Here is a 15597-nt window from a genome sequence, read left to right as displayed (position 1 = left end):
CAGACTGGTGTAATAGGCTTATGCATCTCAACCCTTACGGCGAGGATGCCGTGAACCTGGCCGCGGACCTGGCCAACCGGCGCCCGGCGAGCGCCGAGGAGCTCGCGGACCGCTGCCGCGCCGCCGGACTGGTGCTGGAGCACCCGGTCACCCCGCAGGACCTGGACCGTACCCACACCGTGCTGGAGGCGTGGGAGAAAGTCGTCGACGCCACCGACGAGCGTGAGCGCGCCGAGCTGGTCAACCGGATGCTGGCGGCGGCCGCCGCCTACCCGCGGCTGACGGAGCACGCCGGCGACGGCTGGCACCTGCACTACCGCGACGACCGGCAGCCGCTCGGCTCCGTGCTGTTCTCGCTGATCTCCGTCGGTACCGCGCTGCACCTGGCAGGGCGGGGCATGCACCGGCTGCGGCGGTGCGCCGTGACCGAGTGCACCATGATCTTCGCCGACACCTCTCGCACCGGGCGGCAGCGCTACTGCTCCCATCGGTGCGCCAACCGTGACGCGGTACGCCGGCACCGCGCGGTCAGGTGAGCGCCGTCACCACTTCACCGGGACCTGCTGCAGGCCGCCGACGATGAGCCCTTCACGGCGCTTGAGAGCGTCGGAGGGTACGGCGAGTTCCAGCGTGGGCAGGCGGTCGAGCAGCACCTTGAGTACGGTCTGCAGTTCGGTGCGGGCCAGCGACTGGCCCAGGCAGGCGTACGGCCCGGCGCCGAAGATCAGGTGTGGGTTGGGGGAGCGGGTCAGGTCCATGTCGGCGGCGTGCTCGAACTCGTGCTCGTCGCGGTTGGCGGCCGACAGGCTGCACACCACGGTGGTGCCCTTCGGGAGGGTGGTGTCGGCGATCTCCACCTCTTCACTGATGTAGCGGGGGATGCCGAAGCCGAAGTTGGCGTCGTAGCGCAGGCACTCCTCCACCGCCGGGCGGATCAGCGCGGGGTCGGCGACGAGCTGCTCCCATCGGGTGCGGTCGGACAGCAGCATCGCCACCATCTTGCCGATCATGTTGGCGGTGGTCTCGTGCCCGGCGACCAGCAGGCCCTTGGCCGTCATCAGCGTGACCTCTTCGGTGACCCGGCCGTCGAGCGCGCCGATGAGCGAGATCAGCTCGCTGATCAGGTCATCGCCCGGCTCGGCGCGCTTGGCCGCGACGTGGGCGCGCATGTACTCGGCGAACTCGGCCTGGGCGGCGTCGATCTCGTCCTGGGTGAACTTGGTCAGGCTGAGCAGGGTGTCGGACCAGTAGGAGAACTTGTCGCGGTCGGAGTCCGGCACCCCGAGCAGCTCGCAGATCACCTGGACCGGCAGCGGGAAGCCGAGGCCGGCGGCCAGGTCGGCGGTCGGGCCCTGCTTGATCATCTCGTCGACCAGGTGCTCGGCCATCGCCTCGATCCTGGGCTGCATGGCCAAGACGCGCTTGGCGGTGAACGCCTTGCCGATCAGCTTGCGCCACTCACGGTGGGCGTCGCCCTTCACACTGGTGCCATCGCCGCCGAACACGCCGCCGGACTCGTTCGCGGTGATGTTGGCGGCGTCGTCGGCGACGAGATGGTGGGTGAATCGGGGGTCCGACAGCAACTGCTTCACATCGGCGTAGCGGGTGAGCAGCAACGCCTCATCCCCGCTGGCCAACCGGATCGGCGCCACGGGGCAGCCTTCGCGCAGCTGCGTCCACTCCTGGGGCGGCTCCAGGGCGCTGGGGACCGGGAAGGGGTAGTGCGGTGCCTGCTGACTGGTGTCGCTCACATGTCCTCCTGCGTTTCGGTATGCGCTGGACGCGATGGTGAGGCCGGAAGGCGGCCTCTGGCCGCAGCGGGCCGCTTCCGGCTACCGGACAGGTGTGTCCGGTATTCACCGTATCCGTTCTGTCTGATCAATGTCGAACATGTGAAAGATCTGATTTCGCAGAATCGGACTATGTTGTCCGGTTGCTATCGTGGCCACCATGCCTGATGTGCGCCGGACGAACAAAGGACCCAGTGTCGCGGCGGCGAACCGGGCGGCGCTGATCGCGGCGGCCCGCGAGGTGTTCGCCACCACCGGGTACGACGCGCCGCTCAGCACGGTCGCCCGCGCGGCCGGGGTCGGCCAGGGCAGCCTCTACCGGCACTTCCCCGATCGCGTCAGCCTCGCCTTGGCCGTGTTCGAGAACGGCGTCGCCGACTTGGAGGCGCTGGCCGCCGAACCCGGCGCCACGCTCGACGACGTGCTGGCTCTCATCACCGAGCAGACCATCGCCTCGACCGCGTTCATCGACATGGTGAGCGGGATCCCGGCTGACGCCCGCGTCATCGCGATACGCGAGCGCGTGGCCGGTCTGCTGGCGGGCCTGCTTTCCGAGGCGCGGAGCGCCGGGCGCGTCCGCCAGGACCTCACCACCGAGGACCTGGTCCTGGCCGTCGGCATGCTCGCCGGGGTCCTGGCCAAAAGGTCGGCGCTCGCCCGGCGGGTGGCCGCCGCACAGGTGTGGGCGCTGCTCCGCAAGGGGATGGACGCCTGATCACGGCCCCCGGTCTCAACGCAGGGGTTCTTGCGCGACGCCGGTGATGACCGTGGTCACCACCGTGCGGACGGCCCCGGTCTCCGGCGGGATGCCTTTCCGGTCGGCGAAGAGCAGGTGCCCGTATGCGGTCAACCTTGATCGAGCGAAGGGTTGGCCGTCGGCGCGGCTGCTTCGACCTGGTCCGTCCTTCGGCTAGCCAGCTAACGTACTAGTACGTACATTGGAGGGCGATGCCTGGCGTCCTGATCCACCGGCGTGAGCCGTACCGGCACAAGGCGCTCGTCGCCGACGTCATGATCTGCGTCGCCGGGGCGCACGGGTACGTCCTCGCGCCGACTCACCTGTCGCACCTGCCGAAGAGGGAGAACTGATGGCCTCGTATCTGACCGGGTTGATCGGCTCGGGCATCGGCCCCTCACTCAGCCCCCCGCTGCACGAGCGCGAGGCCGCCTACCACGGGCTGCGTTACGTCTACCGGCTGCTCGACACCGACCGCCTGGGGCACGAGGTGGGGGAGCTGATCCGTACGGCCCGCCGGTTCGGCTACGACGGACTCAACATCACCCACCCGTGCAAGCAGGCCGTCATCCCGCACCTGGACGAGCTGTCGGCGGACGCCCGCATGCTGGGCGCCGTCAATACGGTCGTCTTCGACGGCAAGCGGGCCATCGGCTACAACACCGACTGGACGGGCTTCGCCGAGTCGTTCGCCCGCGGCCTGCCGGACGCGCCCACGCAGCGCATCGTCCAGCTCGGCGCGGGCGGCGCGGGCGCGGCGATCTCACACGCGCTGCTCACCATGGGCGCCGACCACATCACCGTCATAGACGCCGACCCCACGCGGGCGACGGCGCTGGCCGCCCGGCTGAACGACCGCTTCGGGCCCGAACGGGCCCGCCCCGCCACCCAGGAGGACCTGCCCGGGCTGCTCGCCCACGCCGATGGCCTGGCGCACGCCACACCCACCGGCATGGCGTTCCATCCCGGGATGCCGCTGCCGGCCGAGCTGCTCCACCCCGGCCTGTGGGTGGCCGACATCGTCTACCGGCCGCTGGAGACCGAGCTGCTCAAGCAGGCTCGCGCCCTGGGCTGCCGGACACTCGACGGCGGGGGCATGGTCGTCTTCCAGGCCGCCCACGCCTTCCACCTGTTCACCGGCCGCACTCCGGACACCGAGCGGATGCTCACCCACCTGACCGACCTGGTCACCTCCTGAGGAGGAGCCATGCGCACGTCCATCGCCACCGTCTCCGTCAGCGGAACCCTCACCGAGAAGCTCACCGCGATCGCCGCCGCCGGGTTCGACGGCGTGGAGATCTTCGAGAACGACCTGCTCGTCTGTCCGCACCCACCCGAGGAGATTCGCGCCCGCGCCGCCGACCTCGGCCTCGGCATCGACCTCTACCAGCCGTTCCGCGACTTCGAGGCCGTGCCCGCCCCCGTGCTGGCGGCGAACCTGGAGCGGGCCGAGCACAAGTTCCGGGTGATGGAACGCCTCGGCGCGGACCTGCTGCTGGTCTGCTCGAACGTCTCGCCCGCCGCGATCGACGACGACGGCCTCGCCGCCGAGCAGCTGCGGCGACTCACCGAGCGGGCCGCCGAACACGGCATCCGTATCGCCTACGAGGCGCTCGCCTGGGGGCGGCACGTCAACGAGTACCTGCACGCCTGGCGGATCGTCCGCATGGCCGACCACCCCGACCTGGGCACCTGCCTGGACAGCTTCCACATCCTGTCGCGCGGCTCCGATCCGATCGGCATCGAGGCCATCCCCGGCGAGAAGATCTTCTTTCTACAGCTCGCCGACGCGCCGCTGCTGGCCATGGACGTGCTGCAGTGGAGCCGCCACTACCGCTGCTTCCCCGGCCAGGGCACCTTGGACCTCGCCGGCCTGGTCCGCCACGTACTGAACACCGGATACACCGGACCGTTGTCGCTGGAGGTGTTCAACGACCACTTCCGCCAGGCCGACACCGCCCGCACCGCCCGCGACGGCATGCGCTCGCTCATCGCCCTGGAACAGACCCTGCACGGCGCCGTGCATCCCGCAGTACCCACCGGCTTCGCCTTCGCCGAACTCGCCGGCACCGACTCCCTGGGCGACGTGCTGAGCGCGCTCGGCTTCGCCCCCACCGGCTCCCACGCCGGCAAACCGGTCGAGCTGTGGACTCAGGGCGAGGCCCGGCTGCTGCTCAACGCCACCGGAGCCGACCCCGCTCTGATCGCCATCGGCCTGGACAGTCCCGACCCCGCAGGAGCGGTCGAACACGCCGAGACGCTGCTCTCACCCGTGCTCCCACGCGAACGTGCCCCGCAGGACGCCCCGCTGGACGCGATCGCCGCCCCGGACGGCACCGAGATCTTCTTCTGCGACACCACCTGGCTCGGCGACTTCGGCGCCGTCCAGACCGTCCCCGGGCAGATCACCCGCATCGACCACGTGGCCCTCACCCAGCCCTGGCACCACTTCGACGAGGCCGCGCTGTTCTACCGCAGCGTGCTGGGCCTGCACCCACAAGAAAGCCTGGAACTGCCCGACCCCTACGGCCTGCTGCGCAGCAAGGCGATGTCCACGATGCCGGCGTCCGGCGCAGCAGCCGGTGCCGCCGAACAGGTGCGGATGGTGCTCAACATCGCCCAGGTCGGTGCGGGCGACACCCCGTGGCAGCACGTCGCCCTGGCCAGTGATGACCTGCCGGCCGTCGCCCGCAGGCTGCGCGCGGAGCATCCGGAACTGCTGCTGCCCATCCCGGGCAACTACTACGACGACCTGGAGGCCCGCCATGACGTCGACCCCGAGCTGCGCCGGCTGGGCGTGCTGTACGACCGGGACGAGCACGGCGAGTTCCTGCACCTGTACACCGTCACCGTGGGACGCGTCTTCTTCGAGATCGTTCAGCGCATCGGCGGCTATCAGGGCTACGGCGCCGTCAACGCCCCGATCCGGCTCGCCGTACAGCATGCGGGCCATCCTAAGATGAGCGAATGACCTCGCAGCCCGCCACCGCCGAACGCCGGCGGGACGCTGACCGCACCAGGGCGGAGATCCTCAAGGTCGCCCAGCACGAGTTCGCGCGCCACGGCTACACCGGCGCGCGGGTCGACGAGATCGCCGCCCGTATGCGCACCACCAAGCGCATGATCTACTACTACTACGGCAGCAAGGAACGGCTCTACATCGCCGTGCTGGAGAAGGCGTACGCCGAGGTCCGTGCGGCCGAGCGCACGGTCGACGTCGAGCATCTGGCCCCGGTCGAGGCCATCCGCACGCTGGCCGAGCTGACCTTCGACCACCACGACGCGCACCGCGACTTCATCCAGCTCGTCGCCATCGAAAACGTCCACCGGGCCGAGCACATCCGCAAGTCGCCGGTGCTGGCCGGTCTCGGCACCCCTGTGCTCGACCTCATCGAACGCATCCTCGACGCGGGCCAGGAGTCCGGCGACTTCGTCACCGAGGCCGACGCCGTCGACGTGCACATGATGATCAGTTCGTTCTGCTTCTTCCGGGTGGCCAACCAGCACACGTTCGGCGCGCTGTTCGGCCGCGACATGACCGCGCCCGAGCACCGGGCCAGGCTGCGCCGGATGGTCGGCGAGATGGTCGTCGGCTACTTACGCGGGGAAGGACACTCAGCGCCGACCGCCACGACGTGACACCGCTCGGTCCGTCCGTCGCCCGGATTCCCGGTCGTCGGCCGATGCCGCGTACGGATCCGGACGGTACACGTCATGATCGTGTCCGACATCTGAGCGTTTCGCGTCGATCGAGGCGCTGCGAGCTCCAGGCCGACCCGACAGCGACGAGGACGACGACGCTGATCAAGGCCAGCGACACTGCCGCGGACTCCCGCCCGGAGAGCTCCATCGCGCTCCGGAAGGTCTCGCCGGCGCCGTGCAAGGCGAAAGCAGTCGCGCCACAGCCGAAGACGAGCCCGGCGACACCGACGACAGCGGTGACGGTCTTGCCGACGTTCGCCGGCAGGAACCGCGCGAAACCGGCGCACACCAAGCCGGCGAGAACGACATCGGCAACGGCGGCGATCAATACGGCGAGGCTGACCACGGTGTTGTCCCCGTAGTGCTCGAAGTGCTCCCAGGTTTCGCCGGCATCGGGGAGCCCGGCGACGCCGAGCGCCGTTATGACCGCCATCGCCGTTATGGCCACCACCAGCGCGGCAACACCTAACGGCTGCCACTTCTTCGGCCGGGCCGGGAGGATCCTGGTGTCGCGCCGCAGGCGGACTGTGGTTGCGGGCTGCTCACCCGCGATGTCACCTGCCATGGCCAGTGCTTCGTCGACCGTCGGCCTACGGCCCGGGTCCTTGTCCAGGAGCCGGGTGATGAGCTGTGTGAGCGGCCCGGTCCGCTGCGGCGCCGGGGCCTCCTCCAGTAGTACTGCGGCCAGCGTCGCTTCCTGGGTATCGCGGCGGAACGGTGAGACGCCCTCGACGGCCTGGTAAAGGGTCACGCCGAGGGAGAACAGATCCCCGGTGGGAAGGCCGTCGCTGCCGCGCAACCGCTCGGGCGCCGTGTACTCCGCCGAGCCGATGAACATCCCGGTGGCGGTCAGTGCGGTGTCGGTGGAGTGGACCGCTGTCCCGAAGTCGGTGAGCAGGACTTTCCCGTTCTCGGCGAGCATGATGTTGGCCGGTTTGATGTCGCGGTGCACGACACCTTCCCGGTGTGCTGCGCCGATCGCCCTCAGCAGCGCCACGGCGACTTCGATGGCCCTGCCCACCGGAAGAGGTCCGTGCTTCTTGACGTGCTCGCTCAGCGAGCAGCCGTCGACCAGTTCCATGACGATCCAGGGAAGGCCGTCGTCGATGACGACGTCGTGGATCGCGACGATGCCGTCGTGCTTGCGCAACCGGGCGGCAGTGCGGGCCTCGCGCGTGGCGCGCGCCAGCCGCTCGGCTCGTTCGGTTTCCGGCATCCCCGGCGGCAGTCGCAGTTCCTTGATCGCAACGTCCACGTCGAGGGTCTCGTCACGCGCCCGCCAGACCCGCCCGAAACCACCGGACCCCAGTTCGGCGGCAAGTCGGTAGCGGCCACCGACCACGTCACCGGCCAGCCTCGAAGTCATGCCCCGTCTCCTGCCATCGTGCTTGGCACGAACAGTTGATCAGGCTACAGCCACCGTCATCGGTGCATGCCCGTTCTGCTGCACTTGGTGCGCAATGCGAAGGCAGCGGTCATCGCGCATCATCTACAGGTGGTGACCCCGGCTGGTCCGCTTCATCCGACCTGGTCCGCTTCACCCGACCGAGCATGCCCGGCGAGACGGCCCACATCGCGGTCTTGTCGCCTCTTGGACGTGCCTGACGCGCCAGACAAGATCATCGCACGTTGGCCTGCGCAGAGAGACCAATAACCCAAGATGCCGATCGGTCAGCCTCGGCATCGACACCTGGCTCACCCCCAAGGGCGTGGGGGAGGACGGCAGAAGCAGTGGCGCCACCATCTGATTACCGGCTCACCTCCACAGTACGAGGGGAGGGTCACTGTTTCATCTGGTCGGGCCTCATTCCGGATGGATCGTCACTACGTTCCAGCGTGCTGGCATGCCGTCGCCATGGCACTCCACCGCGGTCGCTGACCTGCCGCAATCAGCATGCCGCCATAAGGGACGAGCTCTATGATCAGGTTCGTCCTGATCGTTGAGATTCGGAGAAGATGTCAATCTCATGCGCCGTGCCATGGTCCTTTTGGGTGGCGTCGCCCTCGCCGTCGGCGCGTTCGTCCTCTTCTACCGGGGTCCGGGACAACCGTTCATCCGCGGTTACGTGAGCGACGTCGGCGCCACCATGCTGGTCTACGCGTTCTTGGGGCTGCTGTGGCGCACCACCGCCGCACGCCGCACCCTGGCCACGGCCGCGATCGCCGCCGCCGCCGTCGAGTTCTACCAAATAGTCGGCATGACCCCGCCGGGCATCGGCGGTGTCCTGGTCGGCGCGTTCCCCGACCCATGGGACCTGGTCGCCTATGCCATCGGTGTGGTCGCGGCCCTGGCCTGGGAACGCCGATTGGTCCGATCCGGTGATCAGACCGGCTGACTCTCGGACTCCACCCCACCGGCACGCTGACGGTACGGATGCCCCACAGCGGCGAGGTCATCGGGTTCGTCCTGCGCGGCGGCCAGCTGTTACAGAGCAGGACGAGGTCCGGCCCGTATAGGGTCTAGCCAAGGTAAGCCGGAAAGCCACAACGCATGATCGTTAAGTGACACAAACGTACGTTCGTGATGCACAAAGATCAACCTGGTGTTTCTGCAGGTCACCTTTGTAACGCATGCCGTGTACGCGCCTATGGAACGCACAACCCCCTTCGCGATACGGCAAGCCCGGCGAGAAGCTTGCCCGCTGGCCTACCCCCGATGGGGCCTTCCTCGTCGCGCAGGCCACGGCGCTGTTGATCTTGCATTGCGGCTTTTCGGCTTACCTTGGCTGGACCCCGGGTACGCCGGGACGGTTCAGGCTTATCCCCACGGGTGTGGGGAGGACCGCGCGAGCCCGCACCAGGCGTTCATGGGGCGCGGCTCACCCCCACGTGGGGGTGAGCCGCGGTGAGCGGCCTCATTCAGGGCGCCGTAGAGGTCCTCCCCACGCACGTGGGGGTGAGCCGGAGGACCGCGCGGAGTTCTACCGCAACCTCCGGTCTCCCCACGCACGTGGGGTGAGCCGGCCGCTCACTTCGACGACTGGGGGGCGTGGCTGTCCTCCCCACGCCCGTGGGGGTGAGCCCATCCCCACCAAACAGTAAGGGCCCGTAGTATCCGCCGACTTTCCGGCGGATACTACGGGCCCAAGGCGTGGTGAGCGTGAACAGTGAGCCTCAGCTCACCGCGCGGAGTCCTCTCGTACGGAGGGATCTGCGCGGTCTTGCTGCAAGAGCCACAAATCGCGGAAGAGTCCGGGGCGAGTGGTCAGGTCGGAGAATGTGCCTTTGGCAGTCACGCGCCCGCGCTCCATGACCACGATTCGATCGGCGACGATCGTGTTGGCGAGGTTATGGGTGACCAGCACGATCGCCCGGTCACGGGCGAGTTCACGCAGCCCGGTGAAGATCCGGTGCTCGGCGCGCGCGTCCAGGTCGGAGGTGGGCTCGTCCATCACCAGCAGGCCGGCGTCGCGGTGGATCGCCCGGGCGCCGGCGATGCGCTGCCATTGTCCGGAGGACAAGGCCTGGCCTCCCCACCATTCACGGGCCAGCAGCGTGCCCAGGCCGCTGCGCAGCACTTCGATCACCGCGTCGGCGCCGCTGGCGATGGCCGCGTGCCGTACGGCGGCATCCGCCTGGGGCCGGGGCTGACCGAGGTGGATGTTCTCGCGGGCGGTCATCGGCCAACGGGCGAATTCCTGCGGGACGACCGCGCACTGCTTCCACAGGGCGTGCGGGTCCAGATCACGGGTGCTGACGCCGTCCCAGGTGACCACGCCAGAGGCGGGCAGGTTGAGCCCGGACAGCAGCTTCATGAGGGTGGTCTTGCCGGAGCCGTTCTCGCCCACCACGGCGACGATCTCGCCTTGCCGGACCTCGAAGTCCACCTTGTGCAGAGTGTCGCTGTCGGCTTCGGGGTAGCGGTAGGTGACCTGGTGCAGCGCCACATGCCGGGGGCGGTCCGGCACGATGGTGCCGCGATCCAGGCGTTGCCCGGCCGCCTCCTGGACGAACGCCTCCCAGTCGTCGAGGTAGCGGCCGGTGCGCATCAGCTCTGAGCCGTATCCGACGATGCCGGACAGTCCGCTGGAGGCCGAGCGCAGCGCGAAGACCAGGGTGCCGGCGGCTGCGGCGCTGATGGTCGCGGTGCCGAGCAGCACCATCACCCCGGCCCACATAAGGGCCGAGGCCAGGCCGCTGACAGCGGACCCCACGACGTTGATCCTGACGCGTTGCCAAGCGGCCTGGTCGTTGACCCGGTCCACCCGCACGCCGCTGGCCCGGTACTTGTCCAGCAGGTACGGCGCGAAGGTGTCGGTGCGGATCTGGTCGGCCTGCTCCTTGTGGGTCAGGTGCCAGCGCAGCATGCTCAGCATCCGCCGCTCATGAAATGTTTTCAATATCGCCAGGTAGGAGACCCGCTCACCCGCGATGGATGCCAGCGCTTGCGGAACCGCGGTCAGCAGGAGCAACGGCAGCAGGATCGGCGCCAGCGCGGTGATGACCACGGCCGCGGCGACCAACGTGGCCAGGGAGGCCACCAGGTTCTGCGACTGGCCGATCATGTCCTGGCTGACCTCCACGCCCCGGTCGGCCTTGTCGCAGCGATCATTGAACCCGGGGTGGTCGTAGGCGGCCATCTCCGCGTTCGTGGCCGCCTCCAGCATGCGGTATTCCGCCTCCCTGGCGATCCGTGGGCCCAGCCGGCGAGACAGTCCCTGGATGGCGATGCCCAGAACCGCGCGAAGGCCGGCCGCTGCGGCCAGGACCGCGATCGAGGGCAGGGCCGTGCGTAGGCGCGAAGGGTCGTGGGCGGATTGGATCAGCGCACCGAGCGCCGCGGTCGTGGCGAGCAGGCCGAGCGCTTCCAGCAGGCCGGAGATCACCTGGCAGACCAGCAGGACGATCACCGAACGCCGGTCCACGGCCCAGGCCAGGGCGTAGGAGCGGCGGACCAGGTGCGGTAGCCGTCGGCTCAAACGCCTCCAGGTGAGGTGATCCACCCATTCGGTGTTGTCCCCGCCGTTGAAGTTGAACGTCAGCTCTTCGCTGTGCTGTTGCTTTTGGGGGGCGGTGTCGGTGACGGCCGTCTCGTCAGCCACGTCGGCGGCTCCTGTTTCGGGGATGGAGGAGGGTGTATCTGCGGGCCGGACACGCGGTGGCCGCGTCGGCGAGGTCGGTGTGTCTTGCCCTGTGGGGTGCGCGGTTCGGCGGCGTGGTGGGGCGGAGTTCCGTTACGGTTCCGCAGGTTTGCATGGACGCATCACCTCTCATCGCAGTGACGATCAGTTCTCACATGTGCGCTGTGCGTAACGTCTCAGACGGCACTGACATTTACGTGACCTCCGGCGCTTCGCAGGTCACGGGCGGGAGACTGCGGTCCTCCAGCTTCCGGCCGATTCGCCCTAAACGGAGTGCGGGCGCCTGCCGTGCCTGTCCGGCGTGGCCTGCGCGCACCGGTCGGGCCCAACTTGTAAGGTGCCAACCCCTTCGTACGCCACGCGCTTTCTAAGGAGCTGACTGTGCCAATGCTCGTCGCTCACATCAGAGCAATCGGTCATGGAGAGCTTTGCTCTCCGGCTGGTGTGGGGGTGCCTCGTGGCGATCAGTGACTCGGACATCTCGAGCGCGCTATCGGCCTATCTCAAGCGCTACCCGGACGAGGCCACGCTGTTGGCTGAGCCGGTGCAACTGCTGTCTCGGGGAGGGGATTTCGCCTCGCGGCGGAATTTTCCGATGCACGTGACTGTCGGTGCGCTACTGGTCCGCGGTGAGGAGATCCTGCTTATCGAGCACCGCGCGTACGGGATCACGTTGCAGCCGGGAGGTCACCTTGAGCCGACCGATGCCACACTGATCGACGCGGCAGCGCGCGAGTTGGCGGAGGAGACCGGGGTTGACCCCGGCCAGGTCTTCCCAGCATCACAGACTCCCATCTACGTCGAGTACGGCCGGGTGCCGGCACGACCGGAGAAGGACGAACCGGATCACTACCACCTCGACATCGGGTACTCCTTCGTGACAGCGCATGCGGACGTGGGGCGCATCCAGGAGTCCGAGGTGACAGGTGCCGCCTGGTACTCGCTCGATGCGGCCGAGCGCCTTGTCGGGCACCGCATCGCGCGAGCGGTCAGCGCACCGGCCCGGATCGATTGATCGGACCCGTCGAACGCTCCGGTCGGCAGAGGTCAGGCCGAGCGGCGACTGCATCGCGGAGGAAGGTGCGCTTGGAGTAGTAGGTGCGCTCCTGCGTCAGCTCGTGCGCGGTGAGGTAGTCCTGGAGCCAATGGCTGATGCGTTCCATCTCTGCCAGCACCCTGTCCTGATCGTGGTCCAAAAGGTCGCGCGAGCGCCGGTATTCCAGCTCGCATTGCGAGAGCACCACATCCGGTGCGGCAAGAAGTGAACAGCGATCGAGGAAGATGCCGTAGATGTGGCCGGTGACCATGGATTCGCACTGGATGTCGTAGCGGACGCGACGGAAGGGCGGCATGGCCCGCACCTGAAGGCCCATCTCCTCGCGCAGATACTCCTCAAAGTTACTTGGGGGAACGTCCACGCCGGCAGAAAGCTGCTCGCGGCGCGCGAAGGTGTCCTCCATATACCACTTCCGCTTCAACACGTGACCGCCGTCCACCGTCCGGATGAAGGAGGCGTAGCCGAGTTCTTCCTCGGGGCCGGTGACGTCGAAGAGGTGGTTCTCGGTGAAGTAGATCTGGAACTCATCCCGGTACTCCGGTCGGCAGCCTTCCAGGACGCCGTGACGCAGAGCCCGTAGTAACTCCATGGCGGCCGCCCAGATGTCCGTTCCCGGCGTCAGGTTGTACTTGTGCTCCAGCTCGGTCCCGGCGAAGTGAGTCCGGAAGTACCGCTTGTGGTTGTTGAGGCGGAGTACCGCGGAGGCGTGGGCCTCGAGTGCGGGGTCCAACCAGCGCAGGGCCTCCACTGGTCCATCGCCAATCGGCAAGGGGGTGGTGCGGATGAAGCAGGCGTCTTCGGGGTGGAAGCGGATCTGGGCGAAGGCGTGGTAGCCGCTGGCTTGTTGCGCCAGGTAGCACAGCGGTACGAGGCCGGGAGCCGCGGTGGGGCCAGCCATGGCCATTAGGTCGGGGCCGGCAATGGCGTCGGGGAACAGGGCGCTGCCGTCGATCTCTCGGTTCGGTGCGAGCGCGTCGCCGGAGGAGGCCAGCGGGCGGACGGGGCAGGGGCCGAGCGTGTCCCAGCGGACGACTACGGTGGTAGTCGGGGAAGTGCTCACTTCCTGGGGTGGGACCTGAACCAGGACGATGGGGTCGTCCGGCCGACGCGGCGCGGTCTGGTTGAGCAGGTGGATTCCGCCCAGGACGATCCAGGCCCTGCGTTGGGCCGTTTCACGATGCATGGTGGGCCGCTCTTTCCGGAGTCGTGTTCGTGTCGGTGGCTGGCATCCCGTACGGAGGCAGCGACATAAGGTGTACGGGGTGATCCACCGCGAGAACGAAGAGACGATCTTGAATGCCGCGGCCGTCGATGCCGGCCTGGCGGCTTTTGAGTTCGACGGCGCGCGGGTCTGGCTGGAGCAGGCGCGTCGACACCCGATGGAGCCGCTGGCGGCGGATGTCTGGGTGACCGATCCGGACTTCGGGCATGTCCTGCTGGTGAAGCACCGGGTGCGCGGCTGGGTGCCGCCCGGTGGCAAGGTCGAGCCGGGAGAGACCCCTCGCGCCGCAGCAGCACGCGAACTGGTTGAGGAGACCGGGTTGCACGCGGAACTGCTGGACGTGCCGGCCGCGGTTTGTGTGCGTTCCTACCGCTCGGACTGGTCGCCGACGCTTGGTCTGTCGTACGCCGCGATCGCCGGTCTCGACGTGCCGCTGGGCGGGGAGAGCGGGCAGCCGCCGCGCTGGTTCGCCCTCGATGAGGAGTGGGAGTCGGTGTTTCCCGAGGATCGCGCCCGGATCCGGTCGCACGTGGCCCGACTGGTGGCCGCCCGCGCTGTCGGAGCGCGCTGAGCATCGGCTACAGGACATGATCAGATCACCTCGTCGATCTGGTCGAGGGCCTCGCCGGGCATGGTGACGAGCTGGAGGTCGTGGAGGAAACGAACCCAGACCGGTTCCAGTCCCGGCCGGGCCTCGAACTCAGCCGCGGTGACCTGTCCGGCGGCGAAGGCGGCGGTGCGCTGGGCGTACTGCTGGACCTCGTCGGGGTGCAGCCACCGGGGGGCGCGCACCTCGTGGGCCGAAGGGTGGAGCTGCCCGAAGGTCTGGGCCTCGAAGATCGTCCACTGGTGGCCGACAGTGCCATCCGTGGGTCTGCGGCATCGGTTGGTCCGCCAGCCTTCGTGCAGCAGGTGGAGGCGGGTCACGGTCAGGCCGACCTCCTCGGTAACCTCGTTCATGGCGGCCTGCTCGGGGCCGCCATGGGCGTCGATATGTCCGGCGACAGGCGCAATCCCGACCGGTGAGGTGGCACGCTCGAAGACCAGGAGGCCGACTGTGCTGGAGATGAGCACGCCGACGCTGGTGTGGTCGCAGGGCGCGGGGACGGCATCGGAAAGCGGCTGGGTCACGGCCGGCTCCCGGGCTGCTGGACGACGACGACGAGCCAGCTCGTGACGGTCGGCGCGTCGGGATTGGTCTGGGCGTACGCCTTGGCGAGGATGTCCATACGTTGGGCGTGAGTGAAGTCGCCGGTCGGGCGGGCGAAGACGGGAATGGACAGCCACGCCTTCTTCTCCGCCATGGTGCTGTGCTGTGCTGTGACCTCGGCGTCGACCATGGTTAGCCCGGCGGCGGCGAGCTGCTCGGTGATGGTCTCCAGCGACAGCTTGGGGCGGTTCCGGTCAGCTGTCGGAGGCGGGGCGTATCCGTAGTCGCGTGCGGCGATCTGGCGGATCAGCGTGTTCAGCGAAGGGCTGGTACGGCCGGTCTGCTCGTCGGGGTGGGTTACGTCGGCGAAGCCGCCGCCGACATTGAAGACGAATCGGCCGCCGGGCCGCAGGACGCGGCGAACCGCGGCGAACACCGCCGGGGTGTGCGTCTTCCAGATCGCCGAGTTGCACACCACGGCGTCGACGCCGCAGACCGGGGCATGCTGGGCGAGGTCCTCGGCCGGGGCGGTCACCCATGACAGCCGCGGGTCGGTCAGGGTGCGGTGGCCGATGCGCTGCATGGCGACCGCGTTGTCGAGGGAGATAACCCGGGCGTCGGCCGGGGCCAGGGCGAGGATCGCCTCGGCGGTCGCGCCGGTCCCTCCGCACAGATCGACTACCAGACGGCTGTCGGCGAGGTGGGCCCGGCGGGCGAGGTCGCGGCTGGTGGAGCTGTACATGGGGTGGGCGCGGGTGAACGCCGCGTACGCCTCGGCGGTGGTGTTCTCGTCCCAGCCGAGGAGCGCATCCTGGGGCATGGTGTGCCTCATTTCGCAGGGGATGGGCCCGCTCGGCGC

The 15597-nt window shown here is 68.6% G+C and carries 15 protein-coding genes; 9 read left to right on the top strand and 6 right to left on the bottom strand.

The annotated features are described in order from the left end of the window. Positions 1–20 precede the first annotated feature (20 nt). On the top strand, positions 21–536 hold the full coding sequence (locus OHA77_RS00855) for a CGNR zinc finger domain-containing protein (protein WP_406315348.1): 516 nt from the start codon (positions 21–23) through the stop codon (positions 534–536). Between the two features lie 6 nt (positions 537–542). On the opposite strand, the gene OHA77_RS00850 is transcribed toward OHA77_RS00855, so the two are convergent. Next, a complete protein-coding gene (locus OHA77_RS00850) occupies positions 543–1751 on the bottom strand; it encodes a cytochrome P450 (RefSeq protein ID WP_406315346.1) in 1209 nt (402 codons plus the stop codon). A 199-nt stretch (positions 1752–1950) separates the two neighbouring features. Here OHA77_RS00850 and OHA77_RS00845 point away from each other — a divergent pair, with 199 nt between their 5' ends. The 5 genes from OHA77_RS00845 (at position 1951) to OHA77_RS00825 (ending at position 6165) form a co-directional block, all read left to right on the top strand. After that, positions 1951–2505, top strand: a complete 555-nt coding sequence (locus OHA77_RS00845) for a TetR family transcriptional regulator (RefSeq protein ID WP_406315344.1) — start codon at positions 1951–1953, stop codon at positions 2503–2505. A gap of 233 nt (positions 2506–2738) precedes the next feature. After that, positions 2739–2879 carry a hypothetical protein gene (locus OHA77_RS00840; protein WP_406315342.1) on the top strand — a complete coding sequence of 47 codons (141 nt, stop codon included), beginning with the start codon at positions 2739–2741 and terminating at the stop codon, positions 2877–2879. Beyond that, on the top strand, positions 2879–3724 hold the full coding sequence (locus OHA77_RS00835; RefSeq protein ID WP_406315340.1) for a shikimate dehydrogenase: 846 nt from the start codon (positions 2879–2881) through the stop codon (positions 3722–3724). The genes OHA77_RS00840 and OHA77_RS00835 overlap by 1 nt, the downstream gene beginning before the upstream one ends. Positions 3725–3733: 9 nt before the next feature. Next, positions 3734–5497: a bifunctional sugar phosphate isomerase/epimerase/4-hydroxyphenylpyruvate dioxygenase family protein gene (locus OHA77_RS00830; RefSeq protein ID WP_406315338.1), complete on the top strand. Its 1764-nt coding sequence runs from the start codon at positions 3734–3736 to the stop codon at positions 5495–5497. Then, positions 5494–6165 carry a TetR family transcriptional regulator gene (locus tag OHA77_RS00825; RefSeq protein WP_326822592.1) on the top strand — a complete coding sequence of 224 codons (672 nt, stop codon included), beginning with the start codon at positions 5494–5496 and terminating at the stop codon, positions 6163–6165. Before OHA77_RS00830 ends, OHA77_RS00825 begins: the two co-directional genes overlap by 4 nt. Before the next feature lie 73 nt (positions 6166–6238). Here the strand turns inward: OHA77_RS00825 and OHA77_RS00820 are convergent, their stop codons facing one another. Next, positions 6239–7594 (bottom strand): serine/threonine-protein kinase, encoded by a 1356-nt coding sequence (locus OHA77_RS00820; protein WP_406315336.1) that lies wholly within the window; start codon positions 7592–7594, stop codon positions 6239–6241. Positions 7595–8207: 613 nt separating this feature from the next. Between OHA77_RS00820 and OHA77_RS00815 the strand changes: the two genes are divergently transcribed. Next, positions 8208–8564 (top strand): DUF2809 domain-containing protein, encoded by a 357-nt coding sequence (locus OHA77_RS00815; protein ID WP_406315334.1) that lies wholly within the window; start codon positions 8208–8210, stop codon positions 8562–8564. A 783-nt stretch (positions 8565–9347) separates the two neighbouring features. On the opposite strand, the gene OHA77_RS00810 is transcribed toward OHA77_RS00815, so the two are convergent. Next, positions 9348–11270, bottom strand: coding sequence for an ATP-binding cassette domain-containing protein (locus OHA77_RS00810; protein ID WP_406315332.1), 1923 nt, complete (start codon positions 11268–11270; stop codon positions 9348–9350). A gap of 496 nt (positions 11271–11766) precedes the next feature. Between OHA77_RS00810 and OHA77_RS00805 the strand changes: the two genes are divergently transcribed. Next, on the top strand, positions 11767–12324 hold the full coding sequence (locus tag OHA77_RS00805) for an NUDIX hydrolase (RefSeq protein WP_406315331.1): 558 nt from the start codon (positions 11767–11769) through the stop codon (positions 12322–12324). On the opposite strand, the gene OHA77_RS00800 is transcribed toward OHA77_RS00805, so the two are convergent. Next, entirely contained in the window at positions 12299–13549 is a 1251-nt protein-coding gene (locus OHA77_RS00800; protein ID WP_406315330.1) for a hypothetical protein, read from the bottom strand. The two genes, OHA77_RS00805 and OHA77_RS00800, sit on opposite strands and share 26 nt — an antisense overlap. 79 nt (positions 13550–13628) lie before the next feature. On the opposite strand from OHA77_RS00800, the gene OHA77_RS00795 reads away from it, so the two are divergent. Continuing rightward, positions 13629–14159 carry an NUDIX hydrolase gene (locus tag OHA77_RS00795; protein WP_406315329.1) on the top strand — a complete coding sequence of 177 codons (531 nt, stop codon included), beginning with the start codon at positions 13629–13631 and terminating at the stop codon, positions 14157–14159. Between the two features lie 20 nt (positions 14160–14179). On the opposite strand, the gene OHA77_RS00790 is transcribed toward OHA77_RS00795, so the two are convergent. Together OHA77_RS00790 and OHA77_RS00785 are read right to left on the bottom strand one after the other, a co-directional pair. Beyond that, positions 14180–14719: an NUDIX domain-containing protein gene (locus tag OHA77_RS00790; protein WP_406315327.1), complete on the bottom strand. Its 540-nt coding sequence runs from the start codon at positions 14717–14719 to the stop codon at positions 14180–14182. Beyond that, the gene (locus tag OHA77_RS00785; protein WP_406315325.1) at positions 14716–15558 is read right to left on the bottom strand and encodes a class I SAM-dependent methyltransferase; all 843 of its coding nucleotides are present in this window, start codon (positions 15556–15558) and stop codon (positions 14716–14718) included. The genes OHA77_RS00790 and OHA77_RS00785 overlap by 4 nt, the downstream gene beginning before the upstream one ends. Between the last annotated feature and the right edge of the window lie 39 nt (positions 15559–15597).

The organism is Streptosporangium sp. NBC_01639 (assembly GCF_045209755.1).
Lineage (GTDB): Bacteria > Actinomycetota > Actinomycetes > Streptosporangiales > Streptosporangiaceae > Streptosporangium.
This window is presented reverse-complemented; position numbering and strand designations above follow the sequence as displayed.